At 73.8% G+C, this 17386-nt stretch carries 15 protein-coding genes; 13 read left to right on the top strand and 2 right to left on the bottom strand.

Annotation, left to right across the window (positions count from 1 at the left end):
* Window positions 1-26 precede the first annotated feature (26 nt).
* The 3 genes from C6361_RS36915 to C6361_RS08610 are packed head-to-tail and all read left to right on the top strand — an operon-like array spanning window position 27 to window position 2658.
* Window positions 27-467, top strand: coding sequence for a hypothetical protein (locus C6361_RS36915; RefSeq protein ID WP_159079252.1), 441 nt, complete (start codon window positions 27-29; stop codon window positions 465-467).
* Window positions 464-1114 (top strand): TlpA disulfide reductase family protein, encoded by a 651-nt coding sequence (locus C6361_RS36910; RefSeq protein WP_159079251.1) that lies wholly within the window; start codon window positions 464-466, stop codon window positions 1112-1114. The genes C6361_RS36915 and C6361_RS36910 overlap by 4 nt, the downstream gene beginning before the upstream one ends.
* A gap of 26 nt (window positions 1115-1140) precedes the next feature.
* On the top strand, window positions 1141-2658 hold the full coding sequence (locus C6361_RS08610; protein WP_234359412.1) for an aldehyde dehydrogenase (NADP(+)): 1518 nt from the start codon (window positions 1141-1143) through the stop codon (window positions 2656-2658).
* Here C6361_RS08610 and C6361_RS08605 read toward each other — a convergent pair.
* On the bottom strand, window positions 2636-3913 hold the full coding sequence (locus C6361_RS08605; protein ID WP_234359411.1) for a glycosyltransferase: 1278 nt from the start codon (window positions 3911-3913) through the stop codon (window positions 2636-2638). The two genes, C6361_RS08610 and C6361_RS08605, sit on opposite strands and share 23 nt — an antisense overlap.
* A gap of 135 nt (window positions 3914-4048) precedes the next feature.
* Here C6361_RS08605 and C6361_RS08600 point away from each other — a divergent pair, with 135 nt between their 5' ends.
* The 9 genes from C6361_RS08600 to C6361_RS08560 all read left to right on the top strand — a co-directional run bounded on the left by C6361_RS08600 (window position 4049) and on the right by C6361_RS08560 (window position 14068).
* On the top strand, window positions 4049-5146 hold the full coding sequence (locus C6361_RS08600) for a glycosyltransferase (RefSeq protein ID WP_159079250.1): 1098 nt from the start codon (window positions 4049-4051) through the stop codon (window positions 5144-5146).
* Window positions 5122-6423, top strand: coding sequence for a lipopolysaccharide biosynthesis protein (locus C6361_RS08595; protein ID WP_159079249.1), 1302 nt, complete (start codon window positions 5122-5124; stop codon window positions 6421-6423). Before C6361_RS08600 ends, C6361_RS08595 begins: the two co-directional genes overlap by 25 nt.
* Window positions 6424-6548: 125 nt before the next feature.
* Window positions 6549-7565, top strand: coding sequence for an NAD-dependent epimerase/dehydratase family protein (locus tag C6361_RS08590; RefSeq protein WP_107267398.1), 1017 nt, complete (start codon window positions 6549-6551; stop codon window positions 7563-7565).
* Window positions 7556-8284, top strand: a complete 729-nt coding sequence (locus tag C6361_RS08585) for a sugar phosphate nucleotidyltransferase (protein ID WP_107256988.1) — start codon at window positions 7556-7558, stop codon at window positions 8282-8284. Before C6361_RS08590 ends, C6361_RS08585 begins: the two co-directional genes overlap by 10 nt.
* A complete protein-coding gene (locus C6361_RS08580; RefSeq protein WP_234359410.1) occupies window positions 8281-9258 on the top strand; it encodes an NAD(P)-dependent oxidoreductase in 978 nt (325 codons plus the stop codon). The genes C6361_RS08585 and C6361_RS08580 overlap by 4 nt, the downstream gene beginning before the upstream one ends.
* Entirely contained in the window at window positions 9234-10565 is a 1332-nt protein-coding gene (locus C6361_RS08575; RefSeq protein WP_107267397.1) for a nucleotide sugar dehydrogenase, read from the top strand. The genes C6361_RS08580 and C6361_RS08575 overlap by 25 nt, the downstream gene beginning before the upstream one ends.
* A complete protein-coding gene (locus tag C6361_RS08570) occupies window positions 10562-11560 on the top strand; it encodes an NAD(P)-dependent oxidoreductase (protein ID WP_107267396.1) in 999 nt (332 codons plus the stop codon). Before C6361_RS08575 ends, C6361_RS08570 begins: the two co-directional genes overlap by 4 nt.
* On the top strand, window positions 11557-12447 hold the full coding sequence (locus tag C6361_RS08565; RefSeq protein ID WP_159079248.1) for an FkbM family methyltransferase: 891 nt from the start codon (window positions 11557-11559) through the stop codon (window positions 12445-12447). Before C6361_RS08570 ends, C6361_RS08565 begins: the two co-directional genes overlap by 4 nt.
* Window positions 12448-12514: 67 nt before the next feature.
* Window positions 12515-14068 (top strand): hypothetical protein, encoded by a 1554-nt coding sequence (locus C6361_RS08560; protein WP_159079247.1) that lies wholly within the window; start codon window positions 12515-12517, stop codon window positions 14066-14068.
* Here the strand turns inward: C6361_RS08560 and C6361_RS08555 are convergent.
* Entirely contained in the window at window positions 14017-15213 is a 1197-nt protein-coding gene (locus C6361_RS08555; RefSeq protein WP_107267395.1) for a glycosyltransferase family 4 protein, read from the bottom strand. The genes C6361_RS08560 and C6361_RS08555 overlap by 52 nt on opposite strands.
* Before the next feature lie 272 nt (window positions 15214-15485).
* On the opposite strand from C6361_RS08555, the gene C6361_RS08550 reads away from it, so the two are divergent.
* On the top strand, window positions 15486-17360 hold the full coding sequence (locus C6361_RS08550; RefSeq protein ID WP_199853297.1) for a nucleoside-diphosphate sugar epimerase/dehydratase: 1875 nt from the start codon (window positions 15486-15488) through the stop codon (window positions 17358-17360).
* The last annotated feature ends 26 nt before the right edge of the window (window positions 17361-17386 follow it).

Below are 17386 nucleotides of genomic sequence, written 5' to 3'. Positions count from 1 at the left end.
CTCGCTCCGACCATCCCGGAGGAAAGATGCGGCGGGTCCGCTACCGCCACCTGCTGGCGGTACTGCCGCTGCTGCTGCTCGCACCGCTGACCGGGTGCGGCGACGACGAGGAGCCACGGGCCGCGATGACCGTCCGGGTGCTGGTCCGGGACATCAACATCCGGCCCGAGGGCGTCGAGTGCGCCGGCACCGGGCCGTACACGCACTTCCACAACAGGGCGGCCTACCGGGTGGTGGACGGCGACGGCGAGACCCTGGCCGAGGGCGAACTGCCGCCCGGCACGTCGGTCCGGACCTTCGCCGAGGACCTGGAGGTGGCGCGCATCCCGACGTACTGCGAGTTCGCCGTCCCGGTCTCGGTGGCCGACCGGGACGCGTACCGGCTGATCGTCGACGACCGCCGGCCGATCCCGCTGACCAGGGACGACAGCGAGGGGCCCGCGCTGGTCGCGGTGGTGCCGTCGTGACCGCCCGGAAAGCCGCCGAGCCCACCGTCGCCGCGTCGCACCGGGCCGGTCGGCCGCGCCGGGGCCGGCTCGCCGCGCTGGTCGGGGTCGCCGTGACGGTCGCGGTGCTCGCCACCGGCTGCACCGGTGACGGCGCGGACCCCGAGCCGACCCCGCCGGTGGCCGGCGGTGCCGCCGGACTGCCCGGCCCGGTGCCGAGCGACCTGGCGCTGCGACCGGCGCCGACCGACCTGCCGGGCGCCCCGAAGGTCACGGGTACGCTGACCGACGGCAGCGCGCTGGCGGTGGCGGAGCTGTGGGCCGACCGGCCGGTGGTGCTGACCTTCTTCAGCTCCTGGTGCAACACCTGCGCCGGACGGCAGGACGCCCTCGGCGAACTGGCCCGCGAGCACCGCGACCGGGTGGTCTTCGTCGGGGTGGCCGGCGAGGACGACCCGGACGCCCTCCAGGAGTACCTGCGCCGGCACCGGGTGGAATATCCGGTACTGGTCGACGGTGACCAGCGCATAGCGCGGGCGTACGCGGTCCGGGAACCCCCGGCGGTGGTCGTCGTCGCCAAGGGCGGCACGCTGCTGCGGGGCTGGCCCGGCGGGGTGGACGCCGCCACCCTCGACAGCACGCTGCGGAAACTGGTACTCGCCCCGTGACCCACACTGGACCGACGGAGACTGGCATGGACACCGACCAGCCGATGAACCCCTACACCGGCGCGCCGACCGGTCATCCGGTGCCGCACACCGGTACCGACGGACTGGACGCGGTCTGCCGGCTGGCGGCCGCCGCCGCACCCGCGTACGCGGCACTGCCGCTGACCACCCGCGCGGACCTGCTCCGCCGGATCGGCGCCGCGCTGGAGGGCTCCCGGGACGAGATCGTCGCGCTCGGCGACGCCGAGACCGGTCTCGGCACGGCCCGGCTGCACAGCGAGCTGACCCGGACCCGGGTGCAGTTGGAGATGTTCGCCGACGCGGTGGCCGAGGGGTCGTTCCTGGAGGCGGTGATCGACCTGCCCGATCCGGACGCGCTGCCGGCGCCCCGACCGGACCTGCGCCGGATGCTGGTCCCGGTCGGCCCGGTCGCGGTCTACGCGGCGTCGAACTTCCCGCTCGCCTTCTCGGTGCCGGGCGGCGACACGGCCAGCGCGCTGGCCGCCGGCTGCCCGGTCGTGGTGAAGGCGCATCCGGGCCACCCCGGACTCTCCGACCTCTGCGGCGCGCTGGTCGCCAACGCGCTCGCCGAGGGGGGTGCCCCGGTCGGCACCTTCGCGGTGGTCCGGGGGATGGAGGCCGGCCGGGCCCTGATCACCCATCCGGCGATCGCGGCCGGCTCCTTCACCGGCTCCGCCACCGGTGGCCGGGCGCTGGCCGACCTCGCCGCCGGCCGCCCCGACCCGATCCCGTTCTACGGCGAACTCGGCTCGCTGAACCCGACCGTGGTCACCCCGGCGGCGCTGGCCGCCCGGGGCAACACGATCGCCGAGGCGTTCGTCGGCTCGGTCACCCTCGGTTCGGGGCAGTTCTGCACCAAGCCGGGGCTGCTCTTCCTGCCCGTCGGCCACCAGCTGGAGGGGGTACTCGGCAAGGCGGTCGGCGCGGCGTCGCTCGGCCCGCTGCTGAACGCCCGGATCCGCGACGCGTACCAGGAGGAGGCCGCCGCCCTGGCCGAGGTGCCCGGGGTACGGACGATCGTCCCGCCCGCCCCGGTCGACGAGCCCGGATACCGGGCCGGTGCCCAACTGCTGGCGGTCTCGGCCGGTGACCTCGTCCGGCAGGCCGAGCGGCTGCTGGAGGAGTGCTTCGGCCCGGCCGCCCTGCTGGTGGAGTACGCCGACGAGGCGGAGTTGCTGGCGGCGCTGAACGTCGTACCCGGCGCGCTGACCGCCACCGTGCACGGCGAGGGCGCCGACGACCCGGTGGCGGCCCGGGTGGTCGACCTCGCGGCCCGGCGGGCCGGCCGGGTGATCTGGAACGGCTGGCCGACCGGGGTCGCGGTGACCTGGGCGATGCAGCACGGCGGGCCGTGGCCGGCCACCACCGGCTCGCTGCACACCTCGGTCGGGGTGACGGCGGTGCGCCGTTTCCTGCGTCCCGTCGCCTACCAGGGGATGCCCGACGAGCTGCTGCCGGCGGCGTTGCGGGCGGCCAACCCGCTGGGCATTCCGCGCCGGGTCAACGGGGAACTGCTGACCTGACCTCCGGGGCCGACCCGGCCGCGACGGATTGTTCGATGATCGCGGCGAGCCGGGTGGCGGCGGCCGCGCTGTCGAAGAGTGCCACGGCGCGGCGCCGGGCGTTGGTACCCCGGGCCGGCAGGCGTCCGGCCCGGAACTCCTGCCCGGCGGTGTCGAGTGCCGCCTCCAGCGCGGCGGCGTCGTCGGCCGGTACCACCCAGCCGGCGTACTCGTCGACGGTCTCGGGCAGTCCTCCGGCGTCGCTGACGATGCTCGGTACCCCCATCGCGCTGGCCTCGACGACCGCGCCGTGCCCCTCGGAGAGCGACGGGCTGACGCTCAGGTCGGCGGCGGCGTACACCTCGCGGACCTCGGTGACCGAATCGGTCCAGGTGACGTCGGCGCGCTCGGTCACCCGGAAGCGCCGGATCAGCTCGGCCCGGTGCGCCCGGCCGGCCTGGTTCCATCCGCCGCCGACCAGCAGCAGGTGGGAGCGGGGGTGGCGGGCGTGGAACCGGTCCCAGGCCGTCAGCAGGACGTCGTGGCCCTTGATGCCTCGGCCCCGGTGGACCAGGTGGCGCGGCGGGTAGACGAAGGCGACCATGACGACCAGCAGCACGTCGTCGGCCACCCCGAGGTCCGCGCGGACCTTCCTGCGCAGCTCCGCGTGTGCCGGCCGGTGCGTGGGCTGGCCGCGCTCGCGCAGCAGGTGGTCGACGCTGAACCGTTCGGTGTCCACCCCGTAGGTCACCACCGGTCGCCGGCCCGGGGGGCAGCCGAGTCGCCCGTAGAGCCGGGAGGTGAACTCGGTGCCGCAGACGACGAGATCGTCCATCCGCCACAGGAGTCGTTCGACCCGCCGGATGATCGGCGATTCGAGGAAGAGCGGCCCGGCGACCATGTGGACCTTGCGGACTCCCAGTCCGGCGGCGGCGAGCCGGATGGCCATCGCCGAGGCGTACAGGTGGTAGTGGACGACGTCGGGCCGGAGGTCGCGCAGCAGCCGGCGCAGTCGCCACAGTGCCCGGAGTACGCCGGGCGCCGGCCGGAACCGGAAGTCGAAGGGGGAGGGAACCACCGCAAAGCCCCGGGCCGCGAGTTCCGCCGTCAGCCGGCCCTGGCCGGGCGGGAGGACGATCCGCACGTCGTGGCCGCGCGCCCGGAGCGCCTCGACCTGCGGGACGGTCCAGAGACCGCCGGTGTTGGTCTTCAACACCACGACGATCCGCAGCCGCGCCGACCCGGCACGTTCGTTGGTCACGGAGATGCTGTCCACCGGCGGCCTCCTCAAGCTACCGTTGGACCATAACGGACGTATATGCGTCTTCCATGCTAAGATGGACAAAACTGGGGCGCGTCGCGTCCGATCGGTTCGACGCCGGTGTGCTCGCCGGGACCAGGAGGGGCCGCAGTGACAGTGCGGGTGGCGCACGTCGTCGGTTCCCTGGACCGGGGTGGCGCCGAGACGGTCTCCCTGGACATCTGCCGTGCGGTGCCCGCCGACGAGTTCGCGCAGACCTTCGTCACGCTGGGCGGCACGGAGGGCAGCCTCGCCCACCTGTTCCGGGTCGCCGGCGCACAGGTCAGGCAGTGTCCACTCCGGCCCGCGCGGCTCTTCCTGCCCAGGCTCTGGCACTGCCTGCGGACCCTGCGCCCGGACGTCGTCGTCGCGCACGTCAGCCTCAGCAGCGCCGTCGTGCTCGGCGTGGCCCGGGTGCTCGGCGTACCGGTCCGGGTGGCCCGGATGTGGAGCGAGGGCGACGGCCGGGCCGACCGGCCGGGCCGCCGGCTGCGCCGGGCCGGGTTGCGGCTCCTGCTGCGCCAGGTCAGCACCGACGTGGTCGGGGTGACCGAAGCGGCCCTCGCGTTCGCCGGGCCCCGCCCCGGCGACCGCCGTTACCGGGTGCTCTACAACAGTGTGGACGTCGCCCGGCTGGCCGGCGCCGACCGGGCCGCCGCCCGGCGCCGCTGGGGCATCGCGCCGGAGACGCCGGTACTGCTGCACCTCGGTCGGGCGGCCGAGGCGAAGAACCGGCCGTACCTGGTCGAACTCCTCCGCGCCGCCCGCCGGATCCGTCCGGACAGCACGCTGCTGCTGGCCGGCCCGGGCGGGGTCGTCGATCTCACCTCGGTCTACCCGGAGTTCCCGGAAGAGCCCGGGATCGTGCTGGCCGGCGAGGTCGACGAGGTGACCGAGGTGCTGGCCGCGGCCGACGTCTTCGTGCTGCCGTCCCGCCGGGAGGGGTTGCCCGGCGTGGTGCTCGAGGCGCTGGCCCTCGGCCTGCCGGTGCTGGCCAGCGACCTGGCGTGCCTGCGCGAGGTCGGTGCCCAGGTGGAGGGTGTCACGCTGCTGCCGCTCGCCGCCGGGCCCGAGCGGTGGGCCCGGGTCGCGCTGGATCTCGCGGAGACCTCCGCGACGCAGCGGCACCGGATCCGGCGCAGCCTGCTCGGTTCACCCTTCGTGCTGCCGCGCGCGGTGGCCGAGTGGACCCGGATGTGGGCCCGCTGAACCGGCTGCGCTCCTCGCCGCTGGTCGGGCTGACCGGTTTCGGCGCGCTGCGCGCCGCGCTGGTGGCCGGCGGTGCCGTGGTGGCGACCTGGCTGCTCGGCCCGCACGACCGGGGCCTGATGGTGCTCGGGGTGACCTTCGGCAGCGTCGCCGCGCTGCTGGTCGGGATGGGCACCGGGTCGGCGCTGCGGTCGCGGATCCCCGGCGCCGACGCCGTCGGGCGGCAGCTCCTGGTCGCCTCGTTCGCCTGGTGGACGGTGCTGTCGGCCGGCGCCGCCGGGGTGCTCGCCGTGCTGCTCTGCGCCCTCTCCGCCCCGCTGATCGGTCCCGAACTGGCCGGACCGGCACTGCTGGTCGGCGTCTTCGTCAACGCCGCCGGTCAGGTCGCGCTCACCCAGCTGCCCGACGCCTGGTACGCGGGTGGCCGGTTCCGCGCCGGCAGCGGTTGGGCGGCGCTGGTGGCGTTGGCCGGTGCGCTGGGCGTCGTCGGCGCGGCCGCCCTGGACCGTACGGCGTGGGCGCTGCTGCTCGGTCAGGGTCTGCTGATGGCGGTGGCCGGCGGCTGGCAGGCCGTACGCCTGCGCGCTGCCGGGCTCTTCGCGCTCCCGTCGCTGCCGTGGCGCCGCCTCGTCGAGCTGCCCGGCGCCGGGGTGCGCGCCCTGGGCATGACCCTGGGGCTGGTGGTGGTGATGCGGCTGGACCGCTACGTGCTCGGTGCGGTCGCCGGCCCGGCCGACGTCGCCGTCTACTCGCTGGCGGTGACGATCAGTGGACTGCCCGCCCTGGTGCCGGCCGCGATGGGGCAGCTCGCGCTCCGGGAGGTGGCGGCGGGCCGTGGCCTGGACTTCGTCCGGCGTGCCGCCTGGCGGGCGGTCCGCTGGGCGGCCGCGTTCAGCGTGCCGGTGGCGGTGGCCGGCTGGGTGCTGGTCGTCCCGGTCTTCGGTCCGGAGTTCGCCCCGGTGCGGTTCCTGCTGCCCGCCCTGCTCGGCGCGGGGGTGATCCTGGCGCCGTTCGAGGTGGCGAGCCGGGGACTGCTCGGTGGCGGCTGGATGGGTACGGCCGGGCTGCTGGGTGCGGCGGGCTGCGTGCTGGCGGTGCTGGCCTACACCTCGCTGGTTTCGCTGCTCGGGCTGGCCGGCGCGGCGCTGGCCTGCTGCGTGTTGTACGCGGCACTCTCCGTCGGAGCCTGGACACTGTTGCGGTGGCGGCTGGTACGACGAGCAGCCGAGCAACCAGAAAATAGTATAAACATGCTCAAAATCACCGTAAAGGGTTAATAGCGACGGTAGCCTGACGTCGTCAACACTGCCGCTCCCGGTACCTCACCCCTCCGTCCGGGAGCCGGAGACCGAGCGCACCCGTCCAGCGGTGCCGCGCCGGTGGATAGGGAGGGGGCCGTGCGATGCGACTTCTCGTGACCGGCGGAGCCGGATTCATCGGGTCCAACCTGGTCGAGTCCGCGCTGGCCGATCCGGCGATCACCGACGTGCGCGTCATCGACGACCTCTCCACCGGCCGGGCCGGCAACCTGCGCGACCGGGACGTCGAACTCGTCGAGGCGTCCATCCTGGACCAGACGGCGCTGGACCGGGCGATGGCCGGCCGGGACGCCGTCGTGCACCTGGCGGCCCTGCCCAGCGTGCCGCGCTCGGTGCGGTACCCGCTCGACTCGCACGCCGCCAACGCCACCGGAACGGTGCTGGTGCTGGAGGCGGCCCGCCGGCACGAGGTCGGCCACGTCGTCGTCGCCTCCTCCTCATCGGTCTACGGGGCGAACCCGGGACTGCCCAAGAACGAGTTGGACTGGACCAGGCCGCTGAGCCCGTACGCGGCGAGCAAGCTCGCCACCGAGGCGTACACGCTGGCCTACCAGGCGTCGTACGGGATCGCCGCGCTCGCCTTCCGGTTCTTCAACGTGTACGGACCCCGGCAGCGGCACGACCACCCGTACGCCGCGGTGATCCCCCGGTTCGTCCACGCGGCACTCTCCGGCGAACCCGTGGTCTTCTACGGCGACGGCAACCAGTCCCGCGACTTCACCCACGTGGACACCGTCTCCGCCGTCCTGCTCGACGCCGTCCGGCGCGGCGTGCGGCACGACCAGCCGGTCAACCTCGCCTTCGAGACCCGGACCAGCCTGCGTGACCTGGTCGCGGCCCTGGAGACGGTGCTCGGCCGGCCGATCCCCCGACAGGTCGCCGCGCCGCGTCCGGGCGACGTGCGGCATTCCCAGGCGGACGGCGCGCTGCTCCGCGAACTCTTTCCCGGCGTCGAGCCGGCACCGCTGCCCGACGGGCTCCGTTCGACGGTGGCCTGGTTCGAGATCGAACTCGCCGGCGGTCGGGGTGTCGCCCCGGCGGCACCGGTGCTGGTGCCGGCTCAGGGCGCGACGGGTGGACAGGGGGCGACATGCATGTAGTGATCATGGCGGGCGGCAAGGGTGTCCGGCTGCGGCCGTACACGACCGCGCTGCCCAAGCCGCTGGTGCCGATCGGGGACAGCTACGCCGTACTGGAGATCGTGCTGCGGCAGCTCGCCGCGCGGGGCTTCACCCGGGCGACACTGGCGATCAACCACCTGGGTTCGCTGGTCCGGGCCTTCGTCGGAGACGGCTCCCGGTTCGGCATCGAGGTGGAATACCTGGAGGAACACGTCCCGCTGTCGACGGTCGGCCCGCTGTTCATGATGCGCGACCGGCTGCCGGAGCACTTCCTCGTGATGAACGGCGACATCCTCACCGACCTGGACTACGCCGACCTGCTGCGGGTGCACGCCGACTCCGGCGCCCCGCTCACCGTCGCCACGTTCCGGCGTACCGTCAAAATCGACTTCGGGGTGCTCGCCACCGAACACGGCCGGGTGGTGCGGTTCGAGGAGAAGCCCACCCTCGACTACCGGGTCAGCATGGGCGTCTACGGCCTCTCCGCCGCCGCGATCGAGTCCTACCCGGCCGGACTCGCCTTCGGGTTCGACCAGCTCATGCTCGACCTGATCGCCCAGGAGCGGCTGCCGGCCAGCTACGACTTCGACGGCTACTGGCTGGACATCGGCCGGCCCGAGGACTACGACGAGGCCAACCGGTCGTTCGAGATGCTCCGGCCGCTGCTGCTGCCCTCGACCGTGCCGGAGCCGGTGTGAGCACCGTACTGCTCTTCGGGGCGTCGGGGTTCGTCGGGCGGCAGGTCCGGGCCGTACTCGCCCCCGACGCCGAACTGCGCTGCCCCGGACGCGCCGACTGCGACCTCGGCACCGTCGAACTCCGGGAGCTGACCCGACTGGTCCGGGCGGTCGCACCGGACGCGGTCGTCAACTGTACGGGCGCGCTGGACGGCACCGACGACCAACTCGTCCTGGCCAACACGCTGGTGACGGCGAAACTCGTCGAGGCGGTCGCCGCCGGCGCGCCACGGGCCCGGCTCGTCCGGATCGGCTCGGCCGGCGAGTACGGCCCGATCCCGCCGGGTGAGGCGGCCGACGAATCCGCCGCCACCCGCCCGATCGGGGCGTACGGCGTCAGCCACCTGGCCGGTACCCGGCTCGTCGAGCTGGCCTGCCGGGCCGGCCGGGTCGACGGGGTGGTGCTGCGGGTCTTCAACCCGGTCGGCCCCGGCCTGCCCACCGGCAACGTCCTCGGCCGCGCCGCTCTACTGCTGCGCCAGGCGCTGGCCCGGGGCGAGGACCGGATCGTGCTGGGCAGCCTCGACGCCCACCGCGACTTCGTCGACGTCCGGGACGTGGCGCTCGCGGTCCGGGCCGCGGTACGGATCCGGGCCCTGCCCAGACGAATCTTCAACATCGGCAGCGGTCGTGCCGTGCCGACCCGGACCGCGGTGCAGCTGCTGGCCCGGGCCGCCGGTTTCACCGGCCGGATCGAGGAGGAGGCGGGCCCGCCCGGCACCTCCCGGTCGGGCGGGGTCGGCTGGGCGTGTGCCGACATCCGCGCCGCCGCCGACCTGCTCGGCTGGCGGCCCAGCTACGACCTGCCGGCCTCCGTCTCGGCGCTGTGGTACGCCACCGCCGGCATCCAGCTCCCGGACCGGGGCGTGGTCCCGTCCGTCACCCCGCCAGCACAGCCAAAGGAGTCGGCGTGTATCCAAGAATCGGCGTCGTAGGACTCGGTTACGTCGGGCTGACGCTCAGCGCGGTCCTGGCCGAGCGGGGCTACCGGGTCTGCGGCGTGGACGCGAACCCCGAGGTGCTGGAGTCGCTGCGGCGCGGCCGGCTGCACCTCTTCGAGCCCGGCCTGGAACGGATCCTCGGTGCCGCGGTGGGCGACTCGCTCAGCCTGCGGACCGAACTGGATCCCGAGGTCGACGCCGTCATCATCTGCGTCTCCACCCCGGTCGACCCGCACACCCACCGACCCGACCTGACGAACCTGGCCCGGGCGGCCGCCGACGTCGCCCGCACCTGCGCGCCGGAGACGCTGGTGGTGGTGCGCAGCACCGTGCCGGTCGGGACCTGCCGCCGGGTGGTGCTGCCGGCGCTGACCCGGAGCTGGGGGACCGCCCGCCTGGTGATGGCGCCGGAACGCACCATCCAGGGGCAGGCGCTGCGCGAACTCGTCGAACTGCCGCAGGTGGTCGGCGGGCTCGACGAGCAGAGCCTGCGGGCCGGCCAGGACCTCTTCGCCGGGATCGCCCGGCAGATCGTGCCGGTCTCCAGCCTGGAGGCGGCCGAACTGGTCAAGCTCTCGAACAACTGCCACACCGACCTGATCTACGCCTACGGCAACGAGGTCGCCCTGGTCGCCGAGCGGCACGGGCTCGACCCGCTGGAGGTGATCCGGGCCGCCAACCTCGACTATCCGCGCCCCGACCTCGCCCGGCCCGGGTACGTCGGCGGCGGCTGCCTCTCCAAGGACCCGTACCTGATGGTGGAGAGCGCCGGGGACGCGCCGCCCTTCCTGGTCGCCGCCGCGCGCCGGCTCAACGAACGGCTGCCCGGACACGTGGCCGAGACGGTGGTGGAGCTGCTCCGCCAGGAGCGGGGAGAGACCGCCGGTGCCCGGTTGGCCGTGCTGGGCTGGGCGTACAAGGGCTGGCCGCCCACCGACGACATGCGCGGCGCTCCGATCGACACCATGATGCCGATGTTCCAGGCCGCCGGGCTGACCGTCTCCGGGCACGACGCGCTGGTCCCGCCCGAGGTCATCCGGCGGCACGGCGGCGAGCCGGTCAGCCTGGACGAGGCGTTCCGGAACTCCGACGCCGTGCTGGTGCTCACCGACCACCCGGACTACTGCGCCATCCAGGTCGAGAAGCTGCTCGGCGAGGTCCGTCCGGCGGTGGTCTACGACTCGTGGCGGATCCTCGACGAGGCGGCCCTCGTCGCCGCCGGTGTCCGGTACGCGGGGATCGGTTACCGGCCGGCGCGCGGACAGGCCGGCGCCCGGACGCTGCCGACGGTGCCGGCATGAGCCGCGCTCTCGTGCTCGGCGGTGCCGGGTTCATCGGACTGCACCTGACCCGCCGGCTCGTCGCCGAGGGCCACCAGGTGACCTGCGTGGACGACTTCTCCCGGGGCCGCTGGGACGACGAGTTGGCCGAGGTGGTCTCCTCGGCCGGCGTCGAGGTCGTCTCGGCCGACCTGACCCGCCCCTCGGCCTGGGCCGCCCTGCCGCACGGGTACGACCAGATCTACCTGCTGGCGGCGGTCGTCGGGGTACGCAACGTGGCGGCCGACCCGAGCCGGGTGGTCCGGGTGAACACGTTGACCGCACTGCACCTGCTGGACTGGCTGACCCCCGGTGACCGGGTCTTCTTCAGCTCCACCAGCGAGGTCTACGCCGGCGGGGTGACCGCCGGCGTGGTGCCGGTGCCGACCGACGAGCGGGTGCCGGTACTCGTGCCGAACGTGGCCGCGCCCCGGTTCGCGTACGGGATCAGCAAGCTGCTCGGCGAGGCCGCCCTGCTGCACGGCGCCGCCGCGAAGGGCTGCCACCTGGTGATCGGCCGCTTCCACAACGTCTACGGCCCCCGGATGGGTGCCGACCACGTCATCCCGGAGATGGTGCTGCGGGCGCTCGGTGCGGAGAACCCGTTCCGGGTCTGGGGCGCCGACCAGTCGCGGGCCTTCTGCCACGTCGACGACGCGGTCGAGGCGGTGCTGCGGCTGATGCGGCTGCCGGAGGCACCCGGCGTGGTCAACATCGGCAACGACACCGAGGAGACCAACATCGCGGACCTGGCCAAGCTGGTGCTGCGGGTGGCCCGGGTCGACACCGCGCTGGCCGCGCTGCCCGCCCCGGCCGACTCGGTCGCCCGGCGCTGCCCCGACCTCGGCCTGCTGCGCCGGCTGACCGGCTTCGAGCCGGAGGTGCCGCTGGAGGAGGGTGTCCGCCGGACCTTCGAGTGGTACCGCGACCACGTCGGGGCGTCCGCCGGGCCGGCCGAGCCGGGGCCGCGGCGATGAGCCTGCGGAGTCGGCTGGGCGGGATCGTCCGGACCGGGCTGGACCCCCGGCTGACCGCGCTGATCGGCTCCGGCTACCTGTCGGTCCGCGCGCGTGGCCGCTGCGTGCTGCGCCACGACGACGGCGACTGGATCCACCGGTACCGCGACGGGGTGCTGGTGAACACCCGGGTCGGTGGCCCGACACCGGCGATGCAGGACCGGATGACCACCGACGTCTTCCTGCACGACTACCGGCCGCAGCCGGGCGACACCGTGCTGGACATCGGTGCCGGGGTCGGCGGCGAGGTGCGGCTCTTCTCCCGGCTGGTCGGTCCGGAAGGTCGGGTGGTCAGCATCGAGGCGCATCCCCGCACCTTCCGCTGCCTGACCCGCACCGTGGCGGAGAACGGGCTGACCAACGTGACGACGCTGCAGTGCGCGGTGGTCGGCCGGCCGGGGCCGGTGCTCATCGAGGACGATCCGGAGCTGCACATCCGCAACGGGCTGACCTCGGACCCGGCCGCCGGGGTGCTGGTGCCCGGGCGGACCCTGGAGGAGATCCTGACGACGCTCGACGTGCGGCGGGTCGACCTGCTCAAGATGAACATCGAGGGGGCGGAGGCGGCCGTGCTGGCCGGCTCGACCGGGGCGCTGGACCGGGTACGCCACCTCGTGGTCTCCTGCCACGACTTCCTGGCGGACCTGCCGGGGCGGGGCTGGCAGCGCACCTTCGACGAGGTCACCGCGCTGTTGAACGCGGCCGGGTACTCCATCCGGACCCGTCCCCGGGACCCCCGGCCGTGGATCCCGTACTACGTCTACGCGTCCCGGCCGGCGCCGTCCGCGCTCGTCCCGCCGTCGCGCGGTCGCGCGGCGGAACCCGAACCGAGCGGTGGACCGTCGTGAGCCGGCGCGGGTCGCGGGGACGGGCCGGCTCCGGCCGTCGTCCCGGCGCTCCGGCGGCGGTCCGGCGGTGCCGGACGTCGTGGTCCCGGTGATGCCGGGCGGCGTGCGGCGGGCCGCCGCCGACCTCCAGGGCGACCTGCTGCTCGCCGCTGCCCTGGTGGGGACGATCACCGCCGTACTGTTGGCCGTCGAGCCGCTGCTCTGGCATCCGTTCGTCGTCCCGGTCGCCGCCTGCGGGGTGCTGGTCGGCGTGGACGTGGCGGCCTGGCTGCGCCGTCGACTGGACGTCTTCGACCCGCGGGCGATGCTCGGTCTGCTGGGCTTCCACTTCTTCTTCCTGGCCCCGCTGCTGCACGTCATGCTCGACTACTGGCCGGCGACTGTGCAGCCGCCGACGAGCTGGCGGGACGCGCTCGGCGCGATGGCCGTACTGAACTGCATCGGGTTGCTGCTCTACCGGATCGTCCTGGTGCTGCCGGCGTACCGGCGCCGGGCCGGGGGCGGACGGTTCCGGGTGGACGAGAAGCGGCTCGTGCGGGTCGTGGCCGTCGCCGTGGCGCTCGGGGTGCTGGCGTTCGGCGTCGAGATCGCCATGTTCGGCGGATTCAGCGGATATCTGACCGCGATGACCGGTGAGCGGGGCGTCCTCTCCGGGACGGGCTGGCTGCTGATCCTGGCCGAGTCGTTCCCGCTGCTGACCTTCCTGCTCGTGCTGCTGCGCTGGCGTCGTACCCTCGTCGGCCGTCCCGGCGTGGTGGCGCTGCTGCTGGTCGGGCTGGCGGTCGTGCAGTTCCTGGTCGGTGGCCTGCGCGGCAGCCGGAGCAACACGGTCTGGCCGGTGCTCCTCGGCCTGATCCTGGTGCACCTGCTGGTCGTCCAGGTCTCCCGCAAGGCGCTGGCGATCGTCGCGCTCTTCTTCGTCTGCTTCATGTACCTGTACGGGATCTACAAGAGCGGCGGTACCCAGGCGGTCGACGCCGTGCGCAGTGGGCGCAGCGTCACGCAGCTCTCCGCCGAGACCGGCCGGGACGTGCCCACGCTGCTCCTGGGCGACCTGGCCCGGGCCGACATCCAGGCGGTACTGCTGGACCGCAAGCGTTCCGGCGTCGGTGAGCTCGGCTACGGCGTGTCCTATCTCGGCGACCTGACGACGGTGGTTCCCCGGGCGGTGCTGCCGGAACGGGTGCCGAGCAAAATCGACTTCGGTACCGAGGTGATCGCCGGTCCGGGGGCGTTCGACTACGAGTCGGGACGGTGGGTCAGCCGGGTCTACGGCATCGCCGGGGAGGCGATGCTGAACTTCGGTCCGGCCGGCGCCGTCGCCTCGTTCCTGGTGCTGGGCCTGCTGATCCGCGGGGTCACCTCGCTCTACCTGCGGGCCCGGGACGGTGACCGGCTGGCACCCAGGATCCTGGCGCCGTCGTTGTGCCTGGCGTCCGTGCTCATGCTCACCAGCGACCTGGACAACATCACCATCGTCCTGCTCACCCGCTTCGCGCCGGTGGGCCTGGCGGTGCTCTTCGCGACCACGGTGCTGCGGGCGAAGGCCGGGCCGGTGGGCGCCGCCGCTCAGCGACCGGCCGAGGCGCCGAGGACGACGGCGTCCCGGACCTCGCGGTAGAACCCGTTGCGGCGGCGGGTGAGTTCCTCGTCCAGGTAGTCCCGGGACCGGGCGAGGTTGCGGGCCGAGGCGGTCGACATCCGGTCGGGCTGGGTCAGGTGCGCGCCGATCAGCCGGGCGAGGCCGGCGACGTCGTCCGCGGCCACCATGTCCTCCGGGGGCAGCAGCTCGGGGATGCCGCCGACCGAGGTGGCGACGGCGGGCAGTCCCCGGGCCATCGCCTCGATGAGGGCCTTCGGCAGCCCCTCCGTGCGGGACGGCATGACGAAGAGGTCGGCGGCGTCGAGTTGCCGGCGTACCTCGGCGGCGGCGCTGATCGTGCCGGCGAAGTGCACCTGCCGGCGTACGCCGAGGTCGGCGGCGAGCCGTTCCAGCCGGGGCCGGTACCGGCCGTCGCCGAGGTGCACCAGCCGGACCGGCGTGCCGGCCGCGGCGAGCCGGGGAAGTGCCCCGATCAGGGTGTCGATCCCCTTGTACATCTGCTCCAGCGAGCCGACCGAGATGAGCGTGTGGGCGTCGCGGCAGCGTTCGACGCCGCGCGGCGCGGGCACGTAGGCCTCGGCCGGAAGGTCGACGCTGGAGTAGTTGGCGGTGACGGCGCCGGGGGCGGCCGGATAGCGGGCCTGGAGGTACGCCTCGGTCACGTACGCCACCCCGGTCGCGGTGGCGCAGTGCTGCCGCATCGCCGCCATGTACCGGCGGCGCAGCAGCGGGCGCAGCGGGTGCTCGACCACCCCGGGAGCAAAGACGTCGAAGGGGTCTCCCACCACCTCGATCGCGTACGGCGAGCCGATCCGTCGGCGGGCCGAGACCAGCAGGGTGCCGATCGGCGAGGGGGCCCGGACGATCACCGCGTCGGCGCTGGCGGCGGCCTGCCGGACGGCGCGGAGTACCGCCGCCCGGCGACGCAGGTACTGCCGGGGGCCGACGTAGTACGGCACCGGGCAGATCGAGACGCCGTCGCCGTCCACCCGGTGGGCGTCGTCCGGCGGCGCGGTCACCTCGGCGACCCGGGCCAGCACCCGGACCTGGTCGAAGCCGGAGAGGTATCGGGCGAAGAATCGCCGGGTCGGACCGCCGTTGGTCCAGACCGCCCCGTCCGGGGTGCGGACGAAGCGGGATTCGGTGGAGACGATCACCTTCACTGGCATTCCTCGCTGTCGCGGCCCAGCCGTGCCGGCTCTGGTCCGACCAGTGCCAACTTTACCGCGTTTGTCGCTTTTGGGCCTCGCTCAGGGTGGATGAACCCGTCACGGAGGCGAAGAACCGGACCTTTGGGATGGAAAGCTCCGAACCCCACCCGCGACCTCCGGAGCATCGGATAAGAGATTTGTAGCAGATTGCCCGCTTACTGCCTGGTCGGGGGCCTTCGTCCGACGGGTGCGGGTCGGTCGCCTTCCCGCAGCGAGGAGCCCAGATGCAGCCCACCGAGGACCCGTACCGGTCCGAACCGGTAGGCCGGTCCCGACCGGTACGCCGGCGGCACGCCGTACCACTGCCGGCGGTGGACGCCGCCGGCTGGATCCTGGGGATGACCTGCGCCGCCTGGACCAGGTACGAGTTCGACCTCACCGCCGGCCGGCTGGGCAGCGTACTCGGTGCCGCCCTGCTCGCGGCCACCATCCACGCCGTACTCGCCTGGCTCTGCGGCAGGTACTGGGCCCGGCATCCGGACGGCAGCCTCCAGGAGGCCCGCACCCTGACCGCCGTCGCGACCGGTACCGCCCTGGTGCTGCTCGGCGCGCTGCTGCCGATGGACGACCGTCCACTGCCGGCCAGCGCTCCCGTGGTGGGTGGCGCGCTGGCCCTGCTGCTGATGTTCGCCGTCCGGGCCGGACACCGGTACCGGCTGGACCGCTCGCTGCGCCCCGGCGCGGGTTCCGCCACCCGGGTGCTGATCTTCGGAGCCGGGCTCGCCGGCCAGCGGCTGCTCCGGGCGATGCTCACCGATCCGGACGGCCGGTACCTGCCGGTCGGGCTCCTCGACGACGATCCCGACAAGCGCCACCTGCGGGTGGACGGCGTGCGGACCCACGGCGGCCGGGGCGACATCGCGACGGCGGTGACCCGGACCGGCGCCGGTACGGTGATCTTCTCCGTCGCGAACGCCGACGCGGAGCTGGTCCGTACGGTCCGGGCCGGCACCCTGGCCGCCGGGGCGGCATTCAAGATCATGCCGCCGATCCGGGAACTGGTCGACCACCGGATCAGCGTGACGGACGTCCGCGACGTGCGGATCGACGACCTGTTGGGCCGCCGGCAGGTGGTCACCGAACTCGGCCGGCCGGAGGCCGTGCTGACCGGCCGGCGGGTGCTGGTGACCGGTGCCGGCGGTTCGATCGGCTCCGAGCTGTGCCGGCAGATCCTGCGGGCCGACCCCGGCGAGCTGATGATGCTGGACCGGGACGAGTCGGCCCTGCACGGCCTGCAACTCTCGCTCTCGGGTCGGGCCATGCTGGACGGGCCGGAACTGATCCTCGCCGACCTGCGCGACGCCGAGGGGATCGACCGGATCGTCCGGGCCCGCCGCCCCGACGTCATCTTCCACTGCGCCGCGCTCAAGCACCTGACCCTGTTGCAGCGGCACCCGGGCGAGGCGGTCAAGACCAACGTCTGGGGCACCCTGGCCGTCCTCAACGCGGCCCGGGACGTGGGCCGGTTCGTGAACATCTCCACCGACAAGGCGGCGGACCCGGTCAGCGTGCTCGGGTACTCCAAACGGATCACCGAACGCCTGACCGCGCACGCCGCGGCAAACTCACCCGGTACGTTCCTCAGCGTGCGGTTCGGCAACGTGCTGAGCAGCCGGGGGTCGGTGGTCACCGCCTTCCGGGCGCAGATCGAGGCGGGACTGCCGATCACCGTCACCCATCCGGACGTCACCCGCTATCTGATGAGCGTGCAGGAGGCGGTGCAGCTGGTCCTCCAGGCCGCCGCGATCGGGAACGACGGCGAGGCGCTGGTGCTCGACATGGGCGAGCCGGTCCGGATCGACGACCTCGCCCGGCGACTCGCGGCGCAGGTCCCCGACCCGCCCGCCATCGTCTACACCGGACTGCGACCCGGCGAGAAGCTGCACGAGGACCTCTTCGGCGCCGCCGAGGCCGACGTCCGGCCCCGGCATCCGCTGATCTCACACGTACCCGTTCCGGCACTGAGCCCCGCCGAGGTCGCGGCGCTGGATCCGTTCGACGACCCGGAAAAGATCATCGCGCACCTGGCCCGGCTCTGCGCCGAGCCGGGCCAGCCGGCCCGGCCGGTCGAGATGGTGCCGACGGTCCACCGGGCCTGACCCGCCTGCCGCCCGGGGTCGACGGC

Source organism: Plantactinospora sp. BC1, from assembly GCF_003030345.1.
In the GTDB taxonomy this organism is placed as follows: domain Bacteria; phylum Actinomycetota; class Actinomycetes; order Mycobacteriales; family Micromonosporaceae; genus Plantactinospora.
The sequence above is the reverse complement of the archived record's forward strand: the minus strand, read 5'-3'. Positions and strand labels throughout refer to the sequence as shown.